The 18,130-nt window shown below is 65.9% G+C and carries 12 protein-coding genes; 4 read left to right on the top strand and 8 right to left on the bottom strand.

The genetic code is table 11. The features are described 5' to 3' along the window. The first annotated feature begins 27 nt into the window (after positions 1-27). Together ACOIX3_RS01615 and ACOIX3_RS01610 are read left to right on the top strand one after the other, a co-directional pair. Complete coding sequence (locus ACOIX3_RS01615; RefSeq protein WP_420968098.1) at positions 28-1,155, top strand: LysR family transcriptional regulator; 1,128 nt, start codon at positions 28-30, stop codon at positions 1,153-1,155. A gap of 347 nt (positions 1,156-1,502) precedes the next feature. Next, on the top strand, positions 1,503-2,801 hold the full coding sequence (locus tag ACOIX3_RS01610; protein ID WP_420968097.1) for an MFS transporter: 1,299 nt from the start codon (positions 1,503-1,505) through the stop codon (positions 2,799-2,801). Between the two features lie 22 nt (positions 2,802-2,823). Here the strand turns inward: ACOIX3_RS01610 and pcaF are convergent, their stop codons facing one another. Then, the gene (gene pcaF / locus ACOIX3_RS01605) at positions 2,824-4,032 is read right to left on the bottom strand and encodes a 3-oxoadipyl-CoA thiolase (protein WP_420968096.1); all 1,209 of its coding nucleotides are present in this window, start codon (positions 4,030-4,032) and stop codon (positions 2,824-2,826) included. A gap of 212 nt (positions 4,033-4,244) precedes the next feature. Between pcaF and mutS the strand changes: the two genes are divergently transcribed. Further along, complete coding sequence (gene mutS / locus ACOIX3_RS01600) at positions 4,245-6,968, top strand: DNA mismatch repair protein MutS (RefSeq protein ID WP_420971949.1); 2,724 nt, start codon at positions 4,245-4,247, stop codon at positions 6,966-6,968. Between the two features lie 194 nt (positions 6,969-7,162). Here mutS and ACOIX3_RS01595 read toward each other — a convergent pair whose 3' ends face one another. The 5 genes from ACOIX3_RS01595 to ACOIX3_RS01575 form a co-directional block, all read right to left on the bottom strand. Further along, positions 7,163-7,963 carry a hypothetical protein gene (locus ACOIX3_RS01595; RefSeq protein ID WP_420968095.1) on the bottom strand — a complete coding sequence of 267 codons (801 nt, stop codon included), beginning with the start codon at positions 7,961-7,963 and terminating at the stop codon, positions 7,163-7,165. A gap of 141 nt (positions 7,964-8,104) precedes the next feature. Further along, entirely contained in the window at positions 8,105-8,614 is a 510-nt protein-coding gene (locus ACOIX3_RS01590; RefSeq protein WP_092120317.1) for an OsmC family protein, read from the bottom strand. Positions 8,615-8,670: 56 nt separating this feature from the next. Further along, complete coding sequence (locus ACOIX3_RS01585; RefSeq protein ID WP_420968094.1) at positions 8,671-9,456, bottom strand: ABC transporter ATP-binding protein; 786 nt, start codon at positions 9,454-9,456, stop codon at positions 8,671-8,673. Beyond that, positions 9,456-10,292: an ABC transporter permease gene (locus ACOIX3_RS01580; RefSeq protein WP_420971948.1), complete on the bottom strand. Its 837-nt coding sequence runs from the start codon at positions 10,290-10,292 to the stop codon at positions 9,456-9,458. The genes ACOIX3_RS01585 and ACOIX3_RS01580 overlap by 1 nt, the downstream gene beginning before the upstream one ends. Positions 10,293-10,492: 200 nt before the next feature. Beyond that, positions 10,493-11,467, bottom strand: a complete 975-nt coding sequence (locus ACOIX3_RS01575) for an aliphatic sulfonate ABC transporter substrate-binding protein (RefSeq protein WP_420968092.1) — start codon at positions 11,465-11,467, stop codon at positions 10,493-10,495. Between the two features lie 198 nt (positions 11,468-11,665). Between ACOIX3_RS01575 and ACOIX3_RS01570 the strand changes: the two genes are divergently transcribed. Then, positions 11,666-14,458: a [protein-PII] uridylyltransferase gene (locus ACOIX3_RS01570; RefSeq protein WP_420968091.1), complete on the top strand. Its 2,793-nt coding sequence runs from the start codon at positions 11,666-11,668 to the stop codon at positions 14,456-14,458. A 157-nt stretch (positions 14,459-14,615) separates the two neighbouring features. On the opposite strand, the gene ACOIX3_RS01565 is transcribed toward ACOIX3_RS01570, so the two are convergent. Continuing rightward, positions 14,616-16,562, bottom strand: a complete 1,947-nt coding sequence (locus tag ACOIX3_RS01565; RefSeq protein ID WP_420968090.1) for a glycosyltransferase — start codon at positions 16,560-16,562, stop codon at positions 14,616-14,618. Further along, a complete protein-coding gene (locus ACOIX3_RS01560) occupies positions 16,559-17,929 on the bottom strand; it encodes an HlyD family efflux transporter periplasmic adaptor subunit (protein ID WP_420968089.1) in 1,371 nt (456 codons plus the stop codon). Before ACOIX3_RS01560 ends, ACOIX3_RS01565 begins: the two co-directional genes overlap by 4 nt. Positions 17,930-18,130: the final 201 nt, after the last annotated feature.

Below are 18,130 nucleotides of genomic sequence, written 5' to 3'. Positions count from 1 at the left end.
CGAATTCCTCCGCGGCCCACGCGCCCCGTGAGCTCACATCAGATCATTATCGGACACAACCAATTCGGGGAAGGGCTGTTTTTATTGCCTCCAAGAGGCTGTTTTAATTCACCTTTTCGATCGCGACTTGCGCCAGCTGGTCCGTCGCCGGGGCAAATAGTTGCCAAGGCAAGCTTCCGGCAATTTCCCCCGCACCCTGGAACGGATGTTGCGTTGCCGGAACAACGTGGTGTTCTATTCCGCAATGCATTGGGTGTTGCCCGCATGATCGATATCCGCACGCTGGAGGCGCTCTACTGGGTGGCGCAGCTCGGCGGCTTCGGGCGCGCCGCGACCAAATTGAACACGACTCAGCCGGCGATATCCGCGCGGATTGCGACGCTGGAGGCCGAGTATGGCGTCCGCCTGCTCGTCCGCGAACGCGGATTGCGGCCCGCGCTCACGCCGGTCGGGGCAGCCTTGTTCGATCAGGCGCGGCGCATGCTGGCGCTGCAGGCCGATGTCGTCTCCACGCTGAGCGAGCAGGGCGGCATGCGCGGTCTGATACGGATTGGCGTCGCCGAGACGATCGTTCATATCCTGCTGCCGGAGCTGCTGCGCCGTCTGCATGTCGAGCATCCCGGGGTGACCCCGAATGTGCAGACCGATGTATCGGTCAATTTGCGCGAAGCGCTGCGCGGCGGCGAAATCGACCTCGCCTTCATGCTTGGACCGAGTGGAGAAATCAGTGCACAGGAGCGACCGATCTGCTCACTCGACCTGGTATGGGCTGCGTCGCCTCACCTGGAGATCGGCGACGCGGCGCTGACGCGCGCCAGCATCGGAACCACGCCGATCCTGACCTACGCCCACAATACACAGCCTTATGCCGAACTGGTTGCGGCGCTTGCTGATCCGCATCTGCCGGTCGCGCGAATATTTCCCAACAGTTCGCTGGCAACCATCGTCTCCCTGGCGCAGCACGGGATCGGTATCGCCGCTATTCCAGCCGTGGTGATCCGCAGTGAGATCGAATCCGGAACGCTTCGACTGCTGCCATCGACCATACGATTGTCGAAACTGAACTTCCTTGCCTGCTGGCTCTCGCCCGGCGAGGGATTGCCTGGCGCGATCGCAGCTTTGGCCCGCGATATTCTGGGTCATAACCAAAGCTGATCAGCCCTGATCCATAAAGACGATTTCCATTTTCACGAGCCGGTCATGATGATGTCTCTCAGCACCAGAGAGATTTGGCATGGCCAGGGGCACCTCGAGCGGGCTGATCGAAGCGAGACCGTCCCATGGGGTCGGCATGCTCGAACCACGACGACGTGCTGCCGAATTCAGCGCAAATGAGCGACGGCCGGCCGCACCGCGGTACGCGCTGACGAGATCCGGGCCTGTCGTCCTGCGGGCCACGCGTCGCTTTCAGCGCGGACGACGCCTGCTGATCCCTTGTTCGCCGACGCCACGCGATCGTCCGGCCGACGAGCGCGAATTTCACGTTCTTGGATCAATCATCAATGGGGGACGGCAATATGTTCGATTGGTACTCCGATCTCGGTAAGGACGGACGACGCACATTCTGGGCCTGCTTCGGCGGCTACGCGCTGGATGCGCTCGACGTGCAAATCTACAGCATGGCGATACCCGTTCTGATCGGCATCTCGTTCATTACGAAAGCCGAGGCCGGGACCATCGCGACCAGCACGCTGGTGCTTTCGGCCGTCGGCGGCTGGCTGGCCGGCATCATGGCGGACAGGCTCGGGCGGGTGAGAACGCTGCAGATCACCGTGCTTTGGTTCGCCGTCTTCACTGCACTGTGCGGCCTGACCACCGGCTTCTGGGGATTGCTGGTTTGTCGTGGCCTGCAAGGGTTGGGCTTCGGCGGCGAATGGGCCGCCGGCGCCGTGCTGATCGGTGAAGTCGTCAGCGCCCGCAATCGCGGCAAGGTGGTGGGCTTCGTCCAGGGCTCCTGGGCAGCCGGCTGGGGACTGGCCGTCGTTCTGGCGACGCTGATCCTGACCTTCCTTCCCCAGGACTATGCCTGGCGCTGTCTTTTCCTGATCGGGATCCTGCCGGCCATCTCGACGTTCTTCATTCGACGCCATGTCGACGAACCGGAAGCCTTCACCAAGGTCCAGAAGGACGTTGGGTCAACCCCCGGCACGCTGGCTATCTTTGGCCCCCATCTCTGGTGGACCACACTGCGCTGCTCGTTGCTCGCCCTCGGTGCGCAGGGAGGCTACTACGCGATCACGACATGGCTGCCGACGTTTCTGCAGGCGGAACGCCATATCACTGTCATCGGCAGCTTCAGCTATCTGCTGGTCGTCGTGATCGGGAGCTTCTTCGGCTACATCGTCAGCGCCTACCTCAATGACGCGCTCGGCCGGCGGATCGGATTCATCGCATTCGCGATCGGCTCCGGCGTCGTCGTCTACACCTACACGCACCTTCCGGTGTCGGATGCGATGATGATGGTGCTGGGCTTTCCGCTCGGCTTCTTCTCGTCAGGGATCTTCAGCGGCATGGGTCCGTTGCTGACCGAGATGTATCCGACCGAGGTGCGGGCTGCCGGGCAAGGCTTCTGCTACAATGTCGGCCGCGGGCTCGCCGCCTTCTTCCCGATGGTTGTCGGGATGGCCGCATCGGCCCTGGGTCTGGGCAACGCAATCGGCATCTTTGCCGCAGGCGCCTACGGGGTCGTCCTGCTCGCCGCGCTGCTGCTTCCGGAAACCAAGGGGCGCGAATTGTCGTCCTACTCGGACTTCGTCGCGCGCGACGTCCCGAAGTCGGGCCTGGTCAAGGTGGGCGCCTGAGAGCGCCCACCTGCTTCGCGTCTTAGTTCAGCTTTTCGATCGCGACCGCAACGCCTTGGCCGACCCCGACGCACATCGTCGCCAAGGCAAGCTTGCCGCCCCGCTTCTCCATCCCGTGCACGGCGGTCAGAACCAGCCGCGCGCCGCTCATGCCGAGCGGATGGCCGAGCGCGATCGCGCCGCCATGCGGATTGACGAAATCGGCATCTTCCTTGACGCCGAGCTGACGCAGGCACGCGATGCCCTGCGAGGCGAAGGCCTCGTTGAGCTCGATCAGATCGAAGTCCGACACCTTGATGCCGAGCCGCTCGACCAGCTTCCTGGTCGCCGGCACCGGGCCGATGCCCATGATGCGCGGCGGCACCGCCGCCGAGGCGAGGCCGAGGATCTTTGCGCGCGGGGTCAGGCCGTGCTTCTTCACCGCGGCCTCGGAGGCGAGGATCATCGCGGCGGCGCCGTCATTGACACCCGACGCGTTGCCCGCGGTGACCGTGCCCGGATTGCGCACGATCGGCTTCAGCTTGGCGAGAGCTTCGAGCGTGGTCTCCGGCCGCGGATGCTCGTCCTTGTCGACGGTAACAGGGCCGGCCTTGCCGCCGGGCACCTGGATCGGCACGATCTCCTCGGCGAAATAGCCCGACGCGATCGCCGCACCCGCGCGCTGCTGCGAGCGGATCGCCATCGCATCCTGATCGGCGCGCGAGACCTGGAATTCCTCGGCGACGTTCTCGCCGGTCTCCGGCATCGCATCGACGCCGTACTGCGCCTTCATCAGCGGGTTGATGAAGCGCCAGCCGATCGTGGTGTCGTAGATATCGGACGAGCGGGAGAAGGCTTCCGCGGCCTTGCCCATCACGAACGGCGCGCGCGTCATCGATTCGACGCCGCCTGCGATCGCGAAATCGATCTCGCCGGCGCGGATGGCGCGGCCCGCGGCACCGACCGCGTCGAGACCGGAGGCGCAGAGCCGGTTCAGGGTCTGGCCGGGAACCGATTCCGGCATGCCGGCGAGCAGCAGCGCCATGCGCGCGACATTGCGGTTGTCTTCGCCGGCCTGGTTGGCACAGCCGAAATAGACCTCATCGACCTGATTCCAGTCGAGAGTCGGGTGCTTGGCCATCAGCGCCTTGATCGGGGCCGCCGCGAGATCGTCGGCGCGCACCTTGGCGAGCGAACCGCCGAAACGGCCTATCGGAGTCCGGACGGCATCGCAAATATAGACATCACGCATTGAATCTCTCCCTGAATGCCGCGACTTAGGCGCTGGATCGGCTGGAACTTGAGGTGAGTTTTAGGAGCGTGCCCGCGGCAGGTCAATTGACGGCGCTGCGCGCCCTGCACGCATTACCGTGAGGGCTGTCATAATGGCACCGTGGACAGGGTGGAAAACTCCCCCTTCGCGGATAGGACCGCATGGCGAAATTCTGTAGTTTCCGCCACCTCATGACCATTCAGCAGCCCATCCCCGTTCCGCCCGAAGCCACTGCCGCCGAGGCGCCGTCGCGCGTCACGCCGATGATGGAACAGTACCTGGAGATCAAGGCCGCCCGCCCCGGCCTGCTGCTGTTCTACCGGATGGGCGATTTCTACGAGCTGTTCTTCGAGGACGCGGAGATCGCCTCGAAGACGCTCGGCATCGTGCTGACCAAGCGCGGCAAGCATCAGGGCATCGACATCCCGATGTGCGGCGTTCCGGTCGAACGTTCCGAGGACTATTTGCATCGCCTGATCGGCGCCGGCCACCGCGTCGCGGTGTGCGAGCAGACCGAAAATCCCGCCGAGGCAAAAGCTCGCGGCAACAAGAGCGTGGTCCGCCGCGGCGTGGTGCGGCTGGTGACGCCGGGCACGCTGACCGAAGATACGCTGCTCGACGCCCGCACCAACAATTACCTGATCGCGATCGCGCGCGCCCGCGGCTCGGCCGGCGCGGATCGTCTCGGCCTTGCCTGGATCGACATCTCGACCTCCGAATTCATGGTGACGGAGTGCGCGACATCAGAGCTTGCGGCGACGCTGGCCCGCATCAATCCGAACGAGGCCATCGTCACCGACGCGCTCTATAGCGACAATGAACTGGCACCGACCTTGCGCGAGCTGCCGTCGGTGACACCGCTGACCCGCGACGTGTTCGACAGCGCCACTGCCGAGCGGCGGCTGTGCGACTATTTCGCAGTCGCGACCATGGATGGCCTGTCCGCGATGTCCCGGCTGGAGGCGACCGCCGCCGCCGCGGCCGTCACCTATATCGATCGCACCCAGGTCGGCAAACGTCCGCCGCTGTCGCCGCCGGCGCGCGAGGCCGCCGGCACCACGATGGCGATCGACCCGGCGACCCGCGCCAACCTCGAGCTGACGCGCACGCTCGCCGGCGAACGCCGCGGCTCGCTGCTCGATGCGATCGACTGCACCGTGACAGCGGCTGGCTCGCGCCTGCTGGCGCAGCGCCTGGCCGCGCCGCTCACCGATGTTGCCGTGATCGCGCGGCGGCTCGATGCCGTCTCCGCCTTCGTCGCGGATTCCGCCGCGCGCGAGGACGTCAGGACCGTGCTGCGCGCGGCGCCCGACATGTCGCGCGCGCTGGCGCGGCTCTCGGTCGGCCGTGGCGGCCCGCGCGACCTCGCCAGCCTGCGCGACGGCATCCTTGCCGCCGACGAAGCGCTGGAGCTGCTGGCGCAGCTTGCCAATCCGCCGGCCGAGGTGGCCTCGGTGATGGCGGCGCTGCAACGTCCCTCGCGCGATCTGGCGCAGGAATTCACACGGGCACTGTCAGAGCAATTGCCGCTGATCAAGCGCGACGGCGGCTTCGTCCGCGAAGGCTATGAGGCGGCGCTCGACGAGAGCCGGAATTTGCGCGATGCCTCGCGGCTCGTCGTCGCCGCGATGCAGGCGCGCTATGCCGAGGACACCGGCATCAAGACGCTGAAGATCCGGCACAACAATGTGCTCGGCTATTTCGTCGAGGTCACCGCGCAGCACGGCGACAAGCTGTTCGCGCCGCCGCTGAATGCGACCTTCATCCATCGCCAGACACTGGCCGGGCAGGTCCGCTTCACCACGGCAGAGCTCGGCGAGATCGAGGCCAAGATCGCCAACGCCGGCGAGCGCGCGCTCAACCTCGAGCTCGAGATCTTCGAGCGGCTCAGCGCGATGGCGCTTGCCGCCAGCGACGATCTGCGCAACGCCGCGCATGCCTTTGCGATGCTCGACGTCGCGACCTCGCTGGCGAAGCTTGCGATCGACGACAATTACGTGCGGCCCGATGTCGACGGCTCGCTCGGCTTCGCGATCGAGGGCGGCCGCCATCCGGTGGTCGAGCAGGCGCTGAAGCGCGACGGCCAGCCGTTCATCGCCAATGCCTGCGACCTGTCGCCGGCGCCGGGACAGAAGTCCGGTCAGCTCTGGCTGATCACCGGTCCGAACATGGCCGGTAAGTCGACCTTCCTGCGCCAGAATGCGCTGATCGCGCTGTTGGCGCAGATCGGCTCTTACGTGCCGGCGTCGCGGGCTCGGCTCGGCATCGTCGACCGGCTGTTCTCGCGCGTCGGCGCCGCCGACGATCTGGCGCGCGGACGCTCGACCTTCATGGTCGAGATGGTCGAGACCGCCGTGATCCTGAACCAGGCGAGCGAGCGGTCGCTGGTGATCCTCGACGAGATCGGCCGCGGCACCGCGACCTTCGACGGCCTGTCGATTGCCTGGGCCGCGATCGAGCACCTGCATGAGAGCAACCGCTGCCGCACGCTGTTTGCCACCCACTATCATGAGCTGACGGCGCTCTCGGCGAAACTGCCGCGGATGTTCAACGCCACGGTGCGGGTCAAGGAATGGCAGGGCGACGTCGTGTTCCTGCACGAGGTGCTGCCGGGCTCCGCCGACCGCTCCTACGGCATCCAGGTCGCCAAGCTCGCCGGCCTGCCGCCCGCCGTGATCACGCGCGCCAAATCGGTGCTGGCCAAACTCGAAGCCCAGGACCGCGGCCAGACCGCGCGCGCCCTGGCCGACGACCTGCCGCTGTTCGCCGTCCCCTCCCGCGCCGCCAGCGAGGAAAAGCCGCCGAGCGAGACGGATTTGCTGGTCGAGGCGGTGAAGGCCCTGCACCCCGACGAGATGTCGCCACGCGAAGCGCTGGATGCGCTGTATGCGTTGCGGGCGAAACTGCCGAAGTAGTAGGCCGTAGCCCGGATGCAGCGCAGCGAAATCCGGGAAACTCTCTCCGTTGCACGACTGCCCCCGGATTGCGCTGCGCTGCATCCGGGCTACGGGTGCCTCACCCGTCATTGCGAGCGAAGCGAAGCAATCCATCGCTCCACATGCGCGGCGGGATGGATTGCTTCGTCGCTGCGCTCCTCGCAATGACGCGGTTACGCCTTCACGGCTTTCCTCCGGCCGAGTTGCCACAGCGCCAGATTCCACACGATGCAGGTGGCGAGCGCGCAAGCGAGGCCGATCGGCGAACCGAATTGCAGCACCGCGACGTGCAGCACGGCGATGCCGAGGCCGAAGCCGAGCAGGCCCCAGGCGCTGTTGGCGAGCACGGCGGCGGTGGCGGGGCCGCCGATCCGCGGATGCAGGATCAGCATCATCGAAGAGAACACGATCGGAAACAGCGCGATCACGCCGGTGACGCGCGGGCCGACCCAGGTCGACGCGGTGACGACGGTACCGACCAGGCTTGCGACCAGCGCGGCGCGCAGCGGAATGTCGTACCAGCGCCGCGCGATCAGCGGCATTTTCGCGACGTGCCGATAAGGCTTGAGCAGCGGAATGCAGATCGCAAAGGCAATGGCGTTGAGGATCAAGCCGCCGGCAAGCGTCCACGCGAACTGGCGGATGATGGTGCCGAGCACGAGCCACAACGCGATCGCGGAGCCCGCACTGATCCACATGCTGAAACGCTGCGCCAGCACCGCGTAGGTGAGACCCATGAAGATCGTCGCGGCATTGACCGGCAGGCTCGACAGCGCGCCCTCGGCGATGAAGGCGGCGTCATGATCGAGCGCGAGGAAGGTGTAGGACGGCCCGGCCGAGATCGGCAGGGTGGCGATCAGCGCGCCGATCACCGGCCCCGAACGTTCCGTGATGATGGACGCACTGACCACGAAGGCGGCCGCAACCGCCATGCGCAGCACGAGGAGCAGGACGAAGTGGAGTTCGGGGGACATCGGGTGTCGTCCCGGCGAAGGCCGGGACCCATAACCACGACTATTCGTGGGGAGTGAAAGCCGTTGGACAGCGAAGCTTGAATCGAGAAGGCACGGCGTATGGGTCCCGGCTTTCGCCGGGACGACACCGATTAAATCCGGCTAGACCCGCTGCATCGTGACCGACACTTTCGGGCCGTTCTTGATGGTCTGATAGACCACGCAATAACGCTCGGTGAGTTTCAGCAGCAGATCGAGCTTGTCCTGCGGCGCGTCGGTGCCGACGTCGAAGCGGAGGCGGATCTCGCGGAAGCCGACCGGGGCCTCCTTGTCGACACCGAGCGTGCCGCGGAAATCGAGATCGCCCTCGGCGAACACGTTGCCGACCTTCAGCGGCACCTCGACGGCGGTCGCGACCGATTTCAGCGTGACGCCGGCGCAGGCGACCAGCGCCTCCAAGAGCATGTCGCCGGAGCAGAGCTCGAGCCCGGAGCCGCCGGTGGCGGGATGCAGGCCGGCGACCGCGAGTGCGCGGCCGGTTTCGACCTTGCAGGACAGGCTTTCGCTGTCGATCGTGCCCTTGGCCTTCAACGTGATCACGGCGGCTTGGGGATCGGACTTGTAACGCTCCTTGATCGGAGCCTGCATTGCGCGGAGTTCGGCGGAGTCCATGGTTCTGCTCCCGGCTGTTCTTCTTTATGCCGATGTAAGGCCTTATAGCGCCGATGTCACCACCACATCGCCTCGCCGGCGCTGGATTTGTCCGTGACGTCACGCACCGAACGGTCCAGCGAGCGGTCGAGCGCGGTCAGCACGCGGCGCTTGAAGGTGTCGAACAGCTCCGATTTGCGGTCGCGCGGCCGCGCCAGATTGATGGTGATCTGCTCGAACAGCCGGCCCGGCCGCGGCCGCATCACCAGCACGCGGTCGGCCAGCACCACCGCCTCGTCGACGTCGTGGGTGACCAGGATCAGGGTCGGGCGCGTGTCGGCCCAGAGATCGAGCAGATGGTCCTGCAGGTCGCGCCGCGTGAAGGCATCGAGTGCCGAGAACGGCTCGTCGAGCAGCAGCACTTCGGGCTGCGGCACCAGCGCGCGGGCGATCGCGACCCGCTGCGCCTGCCCGCCGGAAAGCTCACGCGGCCAGGCCGTCGCCTTGTCGGCAAGGCCGACGCGGGCCAGCGCCGCCGCGACCCGCTCGCGCCTGACCTCGGCCGGAAGGTCGGCGAGACCGAAACCGATATTGTCGGCGACCGTGAGCCAGGGCAGCAGCCGTGGCTCCTGGAAGATGATGCCGATCTTGGCGTGCGGCGACGTGATCACCGCATTGTCGAGCGTCACGCTGCCGGTGCTTGCGCGATCGAGGCCGGCGATGGCGCGCAAGAGTGTCGACTTGCCGCAACCGGAGCCGCCGATGATCGCGATGATCTCGCCGGGCTGGACCTCGGCCGAGAAGCGCTCCAGCGCGTGGACGCCGTTCGGGTAGGTCTTGCCGACGTCCTTCAGTGCGAGCATCACTGCCCTCCCCGCGCGCCGAACGCGTCCTGCCAGCGCAGCAGCGGCGCCGTTGCGACCTCGATCAGCCAGTCGGTCAGCTTGCCGAGGATCGCGAAGATCACGATCGCGGCGAGGATCTGCGCCGGCTTGCCGAGTTGCTGGCCGTCGAGCAGAAGATAGCCGAGGCCTTCGGAGGCGCCGATCAGTTCGGCGGCGACCACGAACATCCAGCCGAGGCCGAGGCCGACCCGCAGCGACACCACATAGGCCGGCAGCACGGCCGGCAACAGGATGCGGCGGATCATGGCCGGTCCGGACAGGCGGAACACGCGGCCGACCTCGACCACCTTGCGATCGACCGACAGGATCGCGCCCATCACGCCGAGATAGATCGGAAAGAACACGCCGACCGCGATCAGCGCCACCTTCGAGGTCTCGAAAATGCCGAGCCAGAGCACGAACAGCGGCACCCAGGCGAGCGACGGGATCGCGCGCAGCGCCTGCACGGTCGGATCAAGAACGCGCTTGGCGAAATCCCAATAACCGGAGATCGCGCCCATGATGGTGCCGGCGACGACGCCGAGCGCAAAACCTGCACCGACGCGCCAGAGCGTGGCAAGGATATGGCGCGACAGCTCGCCGCTTCTGGCGAGCGCCACGATGGTCTCGAACACCTTCGACGGCGGCGGCACCAGGCGGCCGTTGGAAAAGCCGAGATGCACAACCAGCTCCCAGCCCAGCGCGAGCGCGACCGGCAGCACGAGCCCGAGCACCGGGCGCGCATAACGCGACCATCGCGTCGACGCCGCACGCGGCGCGGCCGTCTGTTCCAGCGCGGGCAGGTCAACGGTCATGGCCATAGCAAGAACTATTCTTCCGGCGGGATTGCAAGGTGGGTGGGCCCGACCCCATCCCCACGTCGTCCCGGCGAAGGCCGGGACCCATAACCACCGAGCGTGGTGAGGGAGCAAGCTGGGGCCACAGCATTGTGCAACAACGACGCCCTGTGGTTATGGGTCCCGGATCGCGCTTCGCTTGTCCGGGACGACAGTGGTTAGTTGGTGGGCAGCGGGACCTGATCGTCGATCAGGCTGTCGAGCGCGGCCTTCACGTCGGTCTTGGCGTCGATCACGCCGGCCTGCTGCAAGGCGAGGCCCGCGGCCAAGATCGACTCGCGCTGGGGCGCGCCGATCCGGCCGTGGGTCAGCTCGGTGCGCTCCTTGAGCTGCTTGTCGACCACGGCGTCGGGCAGCTTGGTGACCGAGATGAAGGTCTTCTTCAGCTCGTCATAGTTCGCCAGCGAATATTTCCGCGCCTCCTCGTAAGTCGCGAGCACGCGGCGGACGATATCCGGGTGCGCTTTCAAGAACTCCTCACGCACATTGAGGATGCCCCAGGTGTTGGCGTCGGCCTTGCGGTAGAACAGCTTGGCGCCGTCCTCGATCTCGGCCTGCGCCATCATCGGGTCGAGGCCGGCCCAGGCGTCGACATCGCCGCGGATCAGCGCGGTCTTGCCGTCGGCGTGCTGCAACAGCACCGGCGTGATGTCCTTTTCGGTCAGACCGGCGCCGAGCAGCGCGCGGACCAGGAAGATGTGCGGGTCGGTGCCACGCGTCACCGCGACGCGCTTGCCCTTGAGATCGGCGACCGACGCGATCCTGGAGTCCTTGGTGGTGACCAGCGCGGTCCATTCCGGGCGCGAATAGACATAGATCGACTTGATCGGGTTGCCGTTGATCCGGGCGACCAAAGCGGCCGAGCCCGCGGTCGAGCCGAGATCGATCGAGCCGGCATTGAGGAATTCGAGCGCCTTATTGGAGCCGGCCGACTGCACCCAGACGATGCTGATGCCATCCTTGGCGAACTCCTTCTCCAAGAGACCCTTCTGCTTCAGGACCATCGACACCGGATTGTAGGTTGCCCAGTCGATCCGGATCTCCTTCAGCGCGTCGGCGGCGAGCGCTGTGCCGGGCAAGAACGTCGAGACCGCAAGCAGCGCCGCAAACGCGCGCCGGGAAAAATTCTGCATCCGTCGCCCCCCTTGGGTTGATTAAGAAACACACTTTTAATTCAATGAGTTAGCCTTGCGGTCAACGAGAAAATCTCTACCCTTTGTTTGCCGGCGCGAGCACAGGCTTGCTCTGGGTGCCCAGGAAACAGAATGGAGCTGCTGTCCTTATACTTTGGTCAGTGACAGCAACAGCTTGGTCCGATATCGGATGAACGTATGGACAGCGTCGTAGCCGAAGTCCGCCCTGAAGCGGATGGTCGTTTCGAGACCGAGCGGATCACCGCGGCGGTCAATGCACTCGCCGAGCAGCATGCCGGCCGCGAGGATCAGTTCCGCGCCGCGATGGCGCAACTGCTCAAGGCCGAGCTGATCGCGGCGCGCGCCACGGCGCAGGAGCTGCTGCTGAAGGACCGCCACGGCCGGCGCTGCGCGGAACGGCTGTGTTTCGTGCAGGACGAGATCATCCGCATCCTCTACGCCGCGGCGACCCGGCATCTCTACCACTCGCCGATCCCCTCGGGCGCCGAACGCATGGCCGTGGTCGCGACCGGCGGCTATGGCCGCGGGCTGATGGCGCCGGAATCCGACATCGATCTGTTGTTCATCCTGCCCTACAAGCAGACCGCCTGGGGCGAGCAGGTCGCCGAAGCCATTCTCTATTGCCTCTGGGACATGGGACTGAAGGTCGGCCACGCCACGCGCTCGGTCGATGAATCGATCCGCCAGGCGCGCGGCGACATGACGATCCGCACCGCGATCCTGGAAACCAGGTTCCTGACCGGCGACCAGCCGCTCTACGACGAGCTGGTCGAACGCTTCGACAAGGAAGTGGTGCAGGGCACCGCGGCGGAATTCGTCACCGCCAAGCTTGCCGAGCGCGAGGAGCGGCATCGCCGCGCCGGCCAGTCGCGCTATCTGGTCGAGCCCAACGTCAAGGACGGCAAGGGCGGCCTGCGCGACCTGCATACCCTGTTCTGGATCGCGAAATACGTCTACCGCGTGCGCGAGACCGACGAGCTGCTGGAGCGCGGCGTGTTCGACGCGCAGGAGTACCGCACCTTCCGCCGCTGCGCCGACTTCCTGTGGTCGGTGCGCTGCAATTTGCACTTCTTTGCAGGGCGCGCCGAGGAGCGGCTATCGTTCGACATGCAGCGCGAGATCGCGGTGCGCCTCGGCTACACCTCGCATCCCGGCATGCAGGACGTCGAGCGCTTCATGAAGCACTACTTCCTGATCGCGAAAGACGTCGGCGACCTCACCGCGATCCTGTGCGCCAAGCTCGAGGAGGAGCACAACAAGCCGGCGCCGGTGCTGAGCCGGATGGTGGCGCGGCTGCGGCCCGGCACCAAGCGGCGGCGGGTGGCCGGCAGCGACGACTTCATCGTCGACAACAACCGCATCAACCTCGCCGCCCCTGATGTCTTCAAGCACGATCCGGTCAACCTGATCCGGATCTTCCGCCTCGCGCAGCAGAACAACCTCGCCTTCCATCCCGATGCGATGCGCACGGTGACGCGCTCGCTGAAGCTGATCAACACCCAGCTCCGCGACAACGAGGAAGCCAACCGCCTGTTCATGGAGATCCTGACCTCGAACGATGCGGAGACCGTGCTGCGGCGGATGAACGAGACCGGCGTGCTCGGCCATTTCATCCGCGCCTTCGGCAAGATCGTCTCGATGATGCAGTTCAACATGTACCACCACTATACGGTGGACGAGCATCTGCTCCGCTGCATCGGCTACCTGCAGGACATCGAGCGCGGCGGCAACGAGGAGTTCACGGTCGCCAGCGACCTGTTCCGCAAGATCCGTCCCGAGCACCGCCCGGTGATCTATATCGCAACCCTGCTGCACGACATCGCCAAGGGCAGGCCTGAGGATCACTCGGTCGCCGGCGCCAAGGTGGCGCGGCGGCTGTGCCCGCGGCTCGGCTTCTCGGCCGCCGACACCGAGCTGGTGGCGTGGCTGATCGAGGAACATCTGACGATGTCGACGGTGGCGCAATCGCGCGATCTGTCGGACCGCAAGACCATCGAGAATTTCGCTGCCGTGGTGCAGTCGGTCGAGCAGATGAAGCTGCTCACGATCCTGACCACTGCCGACATCCGCGGCGTCGGCCCAGGCGTCTGGAACGGCTGGAAGGCGCAACTGTTGCGCACGCTGTATTACGAGACCGAGCCGGTTCTGACCGGCGGCTTCTCGGAGGTCAACCGCGCCCAGCGCATCGCGGTGGCGCAGGCCGAATTCCGCCGCGCCTTCACCGAATGGCCGGAGGTCGAGCTCAACGCCTATATCGGCCGGCACTATCCGGCCTACTGGCTCAAGGTCGAGCTGCCGCGCAAGATCCGCCAGGCGCGCTTCATCCGCGCCAGCGAGCAGGCCGGCCACAAGCTCGCGATCAATGTCGGCTTCGACGAGGTCCGTGCCGTCACCGAGCTCACGATTCTGGCGACCGACCATCCCTGGCTGCTGTCGATCATCGCCGGCGCCTGCGCCTCGGCCGGCGCCAACATCGTCGACGCGCAGATCTACACCACGACCGACGGCCGCGCGCTCGACACCATCTCGATCTCGCGCGAATACGACCGCGACGATGACGAAGGCCGCCGCGCGACGCGGATCGGCGAGATGATCGAACAGGTGCTGGAGGGCAAGCTCAGGCTGCCCGAGGCGGTGGCCAAGCGCGCGGTGCGCAGCAAGGCGCGGCCGTTCATCGTCGAGCCCGAAGTGACCATCAACAACCAGTGGTCCGACCGCTACACCGTGATCGAGGTCTCCGGCCTCGACCGCCCCGGCCTGCTCTACCAGCTGACGACCGCGATCTCGAAGCTCAACCTCAACATCGCCTCGGCGCATGTCGCGACCTTCGGCGAGCGCGCCCGCGACGTGTTCTATGTCACCGACCTGCTCGGCGCCCAGATCACGGCGCCGACCCGGCAGGCCGCGATCAAGAGCGCGCTGCTGCATCTGTTGTCGAGCGAGGACCAGGCGGCGAAGCCGGCGGCTTAGCGGAGAACTCCCTCAATCGTCATTCCGGGGCTCGCGCAGCGAGAGCCCGGAATCCATTTCACCACAGCACATGCGGCCCGATGGATTCCGGGCTCTCGCTTCGCGAGCCCCGGAATGACGGCGGAGGGAGCTGCGGCAAATCCCTGCGCATCCTGCTTCAGCCGAACAGCCGCATCAGCAACGCCTTGCCGACCGGCACTGCGCGCACGCCGTGGAAGGCGCGGACATATTCGCCGGCGTAGAATGCGCGCACGACATTGATCCGCGTCGCAACCGCGTCCTCGAAACAGACGCCGAAGCCGTCGCGGGTGCGGCGGACCACGGTCGCGCTCACATTCTGGCCGTAGACATTGCACTTGATCGAGGCGCCGATGGCGGGCGGGGCCGGATCGATGAAGCGCGCGCCCGAGATCGAGATGTCGGCCATCCGCACCAGCCGCGGCTCGGCGCCTTCGTGAACCAGGATCGGCTCGTCGCGTTCGAAACGCTCGGCCTTGCGCCGCCGCGGCTGCTCGATGCAGATGAAGCACACGATCGCGAGCACGACGCAATTGTAGAGGCTCCAGCCCAGCGCCAGCCCGCCATAGGCGATGTTTTCACCGCGCAGATGCAGGATGAAGGCGTAGGCGATCGCCACCAGCGTGATCAGCAGGGCACCGCCATAGAGCCGCAGCAGCGGCCACTCGATGAAGCGGCGGTTGCGGTCGCCACCCTTGGCGGTCACCTTGAACTTGTGGCCCTGCGGCCGGGCAAGGCCGGTCACGACCGCCTTCAAGACGGCGGGTGCTGCAATGTATTGCGAGACGTCGGTCATGATCGCGAGCGAACGGCCGTGCGATATCCACGCCATCGTGAAGGCGTGCCAGACGTAGAACGGCATGAAGTATTTCAGGAGCTCAAACAGGTCGGCGTGAACCGCCTTGATCCCGAACAGCAGATAGAGCCAGGGCACGACCAGGCCGAAAGTTTTGGTGCCATAGACCGCCGCCCAGCTCATGAAGGCGTCGACCAGCGACAGCCGGTCCATGAATGCCAGCTTCGATTGCCGCGAGAATGGCCCGCTGCGGCCCCTGACGATCTGCATGAAGCCGAGACACCAGCGCCCGCGCCGCGTGATGTACTCCTTCAGTCCTTCCGGCGCGAGGCCTAGCGTGAGGCGCTCGTTCAGATAGACCGTGCGCAGTCCCTTTTCCTTCAGGCGCAGCGTGACGAGATAATCCTCCGTGACTGAATCGGTCGGAAAGCCGCCGATCTGCATCAGTCCGGAGTACCGGATCAGCGATGAAGTGCCGCAGCAGAACGCGGTGCCCCAGGCGTCCTTGGCGGGCATCAGGATGTCGAAGAAGAAGCGCTGCTCGTCGGGCCAGACGTCGGTCGCGGCGAGATTGGTCTGGATCGGATCCGGATTGATGAAGTGCTGCGGCGTCTGCACGACGCCGACGGTGCCGTCCTGCATCAGGCTCATCGCCCGCGTCAGGAAGTCCGGCATCGGGACAAAATCCGCATCGAGGATCGAGATGAATTCCGGCCGGTCCGGCAGGGCGGATACGTGCTGGAGCGCATGATTGATGTTGCCGGCCTTGGCGTGGAGGTTGTCCGGACGGGTCAGGTAGTTGCAGCCGAGCTCCTGGGCGAGCCGACGCAGCCAAAGCCGCCGACCGTCGTCGAGCACCCAGACGCGATAGTTGGGATAGTTCAGCCCCGTCGCGCCGATGATGGTGCGCTCCAGGATCGCCTTCTCCTCATTGTAGGTGCAGATGAAGACGTCGACGCGCGGCGCATCCGTGCTTGCCCTGGATCGGCGCAGGATGGCATTGACCTCGGGCGAGCGGTCGATGGTGCGGCTGAGGAACAGCAGCGACAGGCACACCGCGATCATCGAGGCCGCCTCGGCCGCCACGAAGGGATAGCCGACCACCGCGTCGGCGGTGAGTCCCAGAGGCGGCAAGGTCTGGGTTACCCGCCAGACGAAGTAGTGCAGCAGCAGAACGAACGACATGCCGGTCATCATGATGCGGGCCAGCGTCTGCTCGCGCCGGAGCAGCGGCAGGATCGCAAGGCAGGCGCCGAAGGCGACCAGCCCGGGCGCGAATGCCGCCATCATGGCTTTGCCGCGTCCGCGTTGAACACCACCCGCCCGGTGCGGCCGACCGCGCATTCCTTGCCCGTGGTATCGAGCTCGGGCATCGAGACCGTCACCCGATACGGTTCCTTGTTGAGCGCATCCGGATTGATCGCGAGGTTTGCGGGCGCACCCGACGCGCCGGTGAGGTTGACGATCTCACCTTTGACTGCGGCGCTGCCGTCGTTCGGCTCGAAGCTCGCCTGCTCGCCGAGCCTGAGGCGGTTGTAGACGCCTTCGGTGACGTTGGCGGTGACCACGGCGCCTGAGCAATCGAGCAGCTTGAGCAAGGGCTGCCCGGCCCTGACGTCCTCACCGGACGACGTCATCATCTCCCAGATGCGCCCGGTGACCGGCGCCCTGATGTCGGCCTCCACCCGGTTGATGTAGTGCAGCTGCTCCGACGCAATCTCGTGGGTGAGCCAATCGATCTCGGCATCGGAATGCACCAGATCGGCACGCAGATCGCTGACGCGCTGGCGCATCTCCTCTTCGCGCTGCACGGAACTCGGCCGGTCATTGTAGCTGTCGCCGAGATAGGTGCCGTTCCTTGCCGCGGTGAGTTCGACCTTGGCGGCATCGAGCCGGCGCTGCGCGCCGATCTCGGTCTGCTGGGCGATCGACTGCTCGCGCGTCAGCCGGGCCATTTCGACCGTCGAGACGCTGCCCGATTTGATCAGCGAGGAGGCGCGCTCGACCGCCGCGGTGGCTTCCTCCCGCCGCGCGGCGGCGGCCTCGATCGCGGTCTGGATTTCGGCGATGCGCGCCTGGAGCTGGAGGATGCGACCGTCGCGGAACTGGGCCGCCTGGCGCGCTAGGTCCTGTTGCGCCGTCTCGGCGGCCGCAAGCTTGGCGGCGAAACTCGGGCGCTCATTTTCCATCCGGGACATCTGCCGCCGAAGATCGTCGAGCCGCACGCGATCGCCGCGCGCGTTGACGACATGAAGGATCGCATCGCCCTCATGGACCACGCTGAGCTGCGTCGAGCCCTGCGGCGGCTTCGCGCTCACGGTGCCGTCGATCGGCGAGCGCAAGGTCACGATCCTGGCATTGACCACGGCCTCGACACTCGAGGTCTGCAGCACGGCCTTCAGCGGCAACCATCCGAAGACGGCCACGATCGCAAGGCCAATGCCGACCTTGAGCAGGCGGCGAACCCACCGGCCCGAGCCTGCAGGTGCTTCGGGATGGGGAGCGCTATCGCTGACGGGCTCGCTCACCGGCTCGTCGTGCGCCGGCTGCAACCGGTCTTGCAGATCGCGCTGCAATCCGCGTGCGCCCACTTCCTCATCCTTGGTGACGGAAACATCGCCTTCAGGAAAAGGCTTCTGGTGCTGTGGCTGATTCATGTTGACCGGCCCCTGAACTGTCAGTGCGCGAACCCAACGCACAGCTCCGCGGAGCGATGCCGTTGCCGGACCGATCCAATAATCAGGTGCTTCAAAAGCGGCTAAAGCGAACCGGGCATCTTTCGGAAAAATGTCTGCAATTTGCGGCGGTCAGACGATCGATGGCGCAGCGACGGCGCCGGCCTTGTTCTGCCGTCATTG

This window comes from Bradyrhizobium sp. B120 (assembly GCF_049075665.1).
Lineage (GTDB): Bacteria > Pseudomonadota > Alphaproteobacteria > Rhizobiales > Xanthobacteraceae > Bradyrhizobium.
This window is presented reverse-complemented; position numbering and strand designations above follow the sequence as displayed.

Excerpts from the sequence above, each read along its gene's own strand:
- ACOIX3_RS01570 (WP_420968091.1), top strand. The coding sequence starts at position 11,666 with ATGGACAGCGTCGTAGCCGAAGTCCGCCCTGAAGCGGATGGTCGTTTC.
- ACOIX3_RS01590 (WP_092120317.1), bottom strand. The coding sequence starts at position 8,614 with ATGGACTCCGCCGAACTCCGCGCAATGCAGGCTCCGATCAAGGAGCGT.
- mutS (WP_420971949.1), top strand. The coding sequence starts at position 4,245 with ATGACCATTCAGCAGCCCATCCCCGTTCCGCCCGAAGCCACTGCCGCC.
- ACOIX3_RS01610 (WP_420968097.1), top strand. The coding sequence starts at position 1,503 with ATGGGGGACGGCAATATGTTCGATTGGTACTCCGATCTCGGTAAGGAC.
- ACOIX3_RS01580 (WP_420971948.1), bottom strand. The coding sequence starts at position 10,292 with ATGACCGTTGACCTGCCCGCGCTGGAACAGACGGCCGCGCCGCGTGCG.
- ACOIX3_RS01575 (WP_420968092.1), bottom strand. The coding sequence starts at position 11,467 with ATGCAGAATTTTTCCCGGCGCGCGTTTGCGGCGCTGCTTGCGGTCTCG.
- ACOIX3_RS01595 (WP_420968095.1), bottom strand. The coding sequence starts at position 7,963 with ATGTCCCCCGAACTCCACTTCGTCCTGCTCCTCGTGCTGCGCATGGCG.
- ACOIX3_RS01565 (WP_420968090.1), bottom strand. The coding sequence starts at position 16,562 with ATGATGGCGGCATTCGCGCCCGGGCTGGTCGCCTTCGGCGCCTGCCTT.
- ACOIX3_RS01560 (WP_420968089.1), bottom strand. The coding sequence starts at position 17,929 with ATGAATCAGCCACAGCACCAGAAGCCTTTTCCTGAAGGCGATGTTTCC.
- pcaF (WP_420968096.1), bottom strand. The coding sequence starts at position 4,032 with ATGCGTGATGTCTATATTTGCGATGCCGTCCGGACTCCGATAGGCCGT.
- ACOIX3_RS01585 (WP_420968094.1), bottom strand. The coding sequence starts at position 9,456 with ATGCTCGCACTGAAGGACGTCGGCAAGACCTACCCGAACGGCGTCCAC.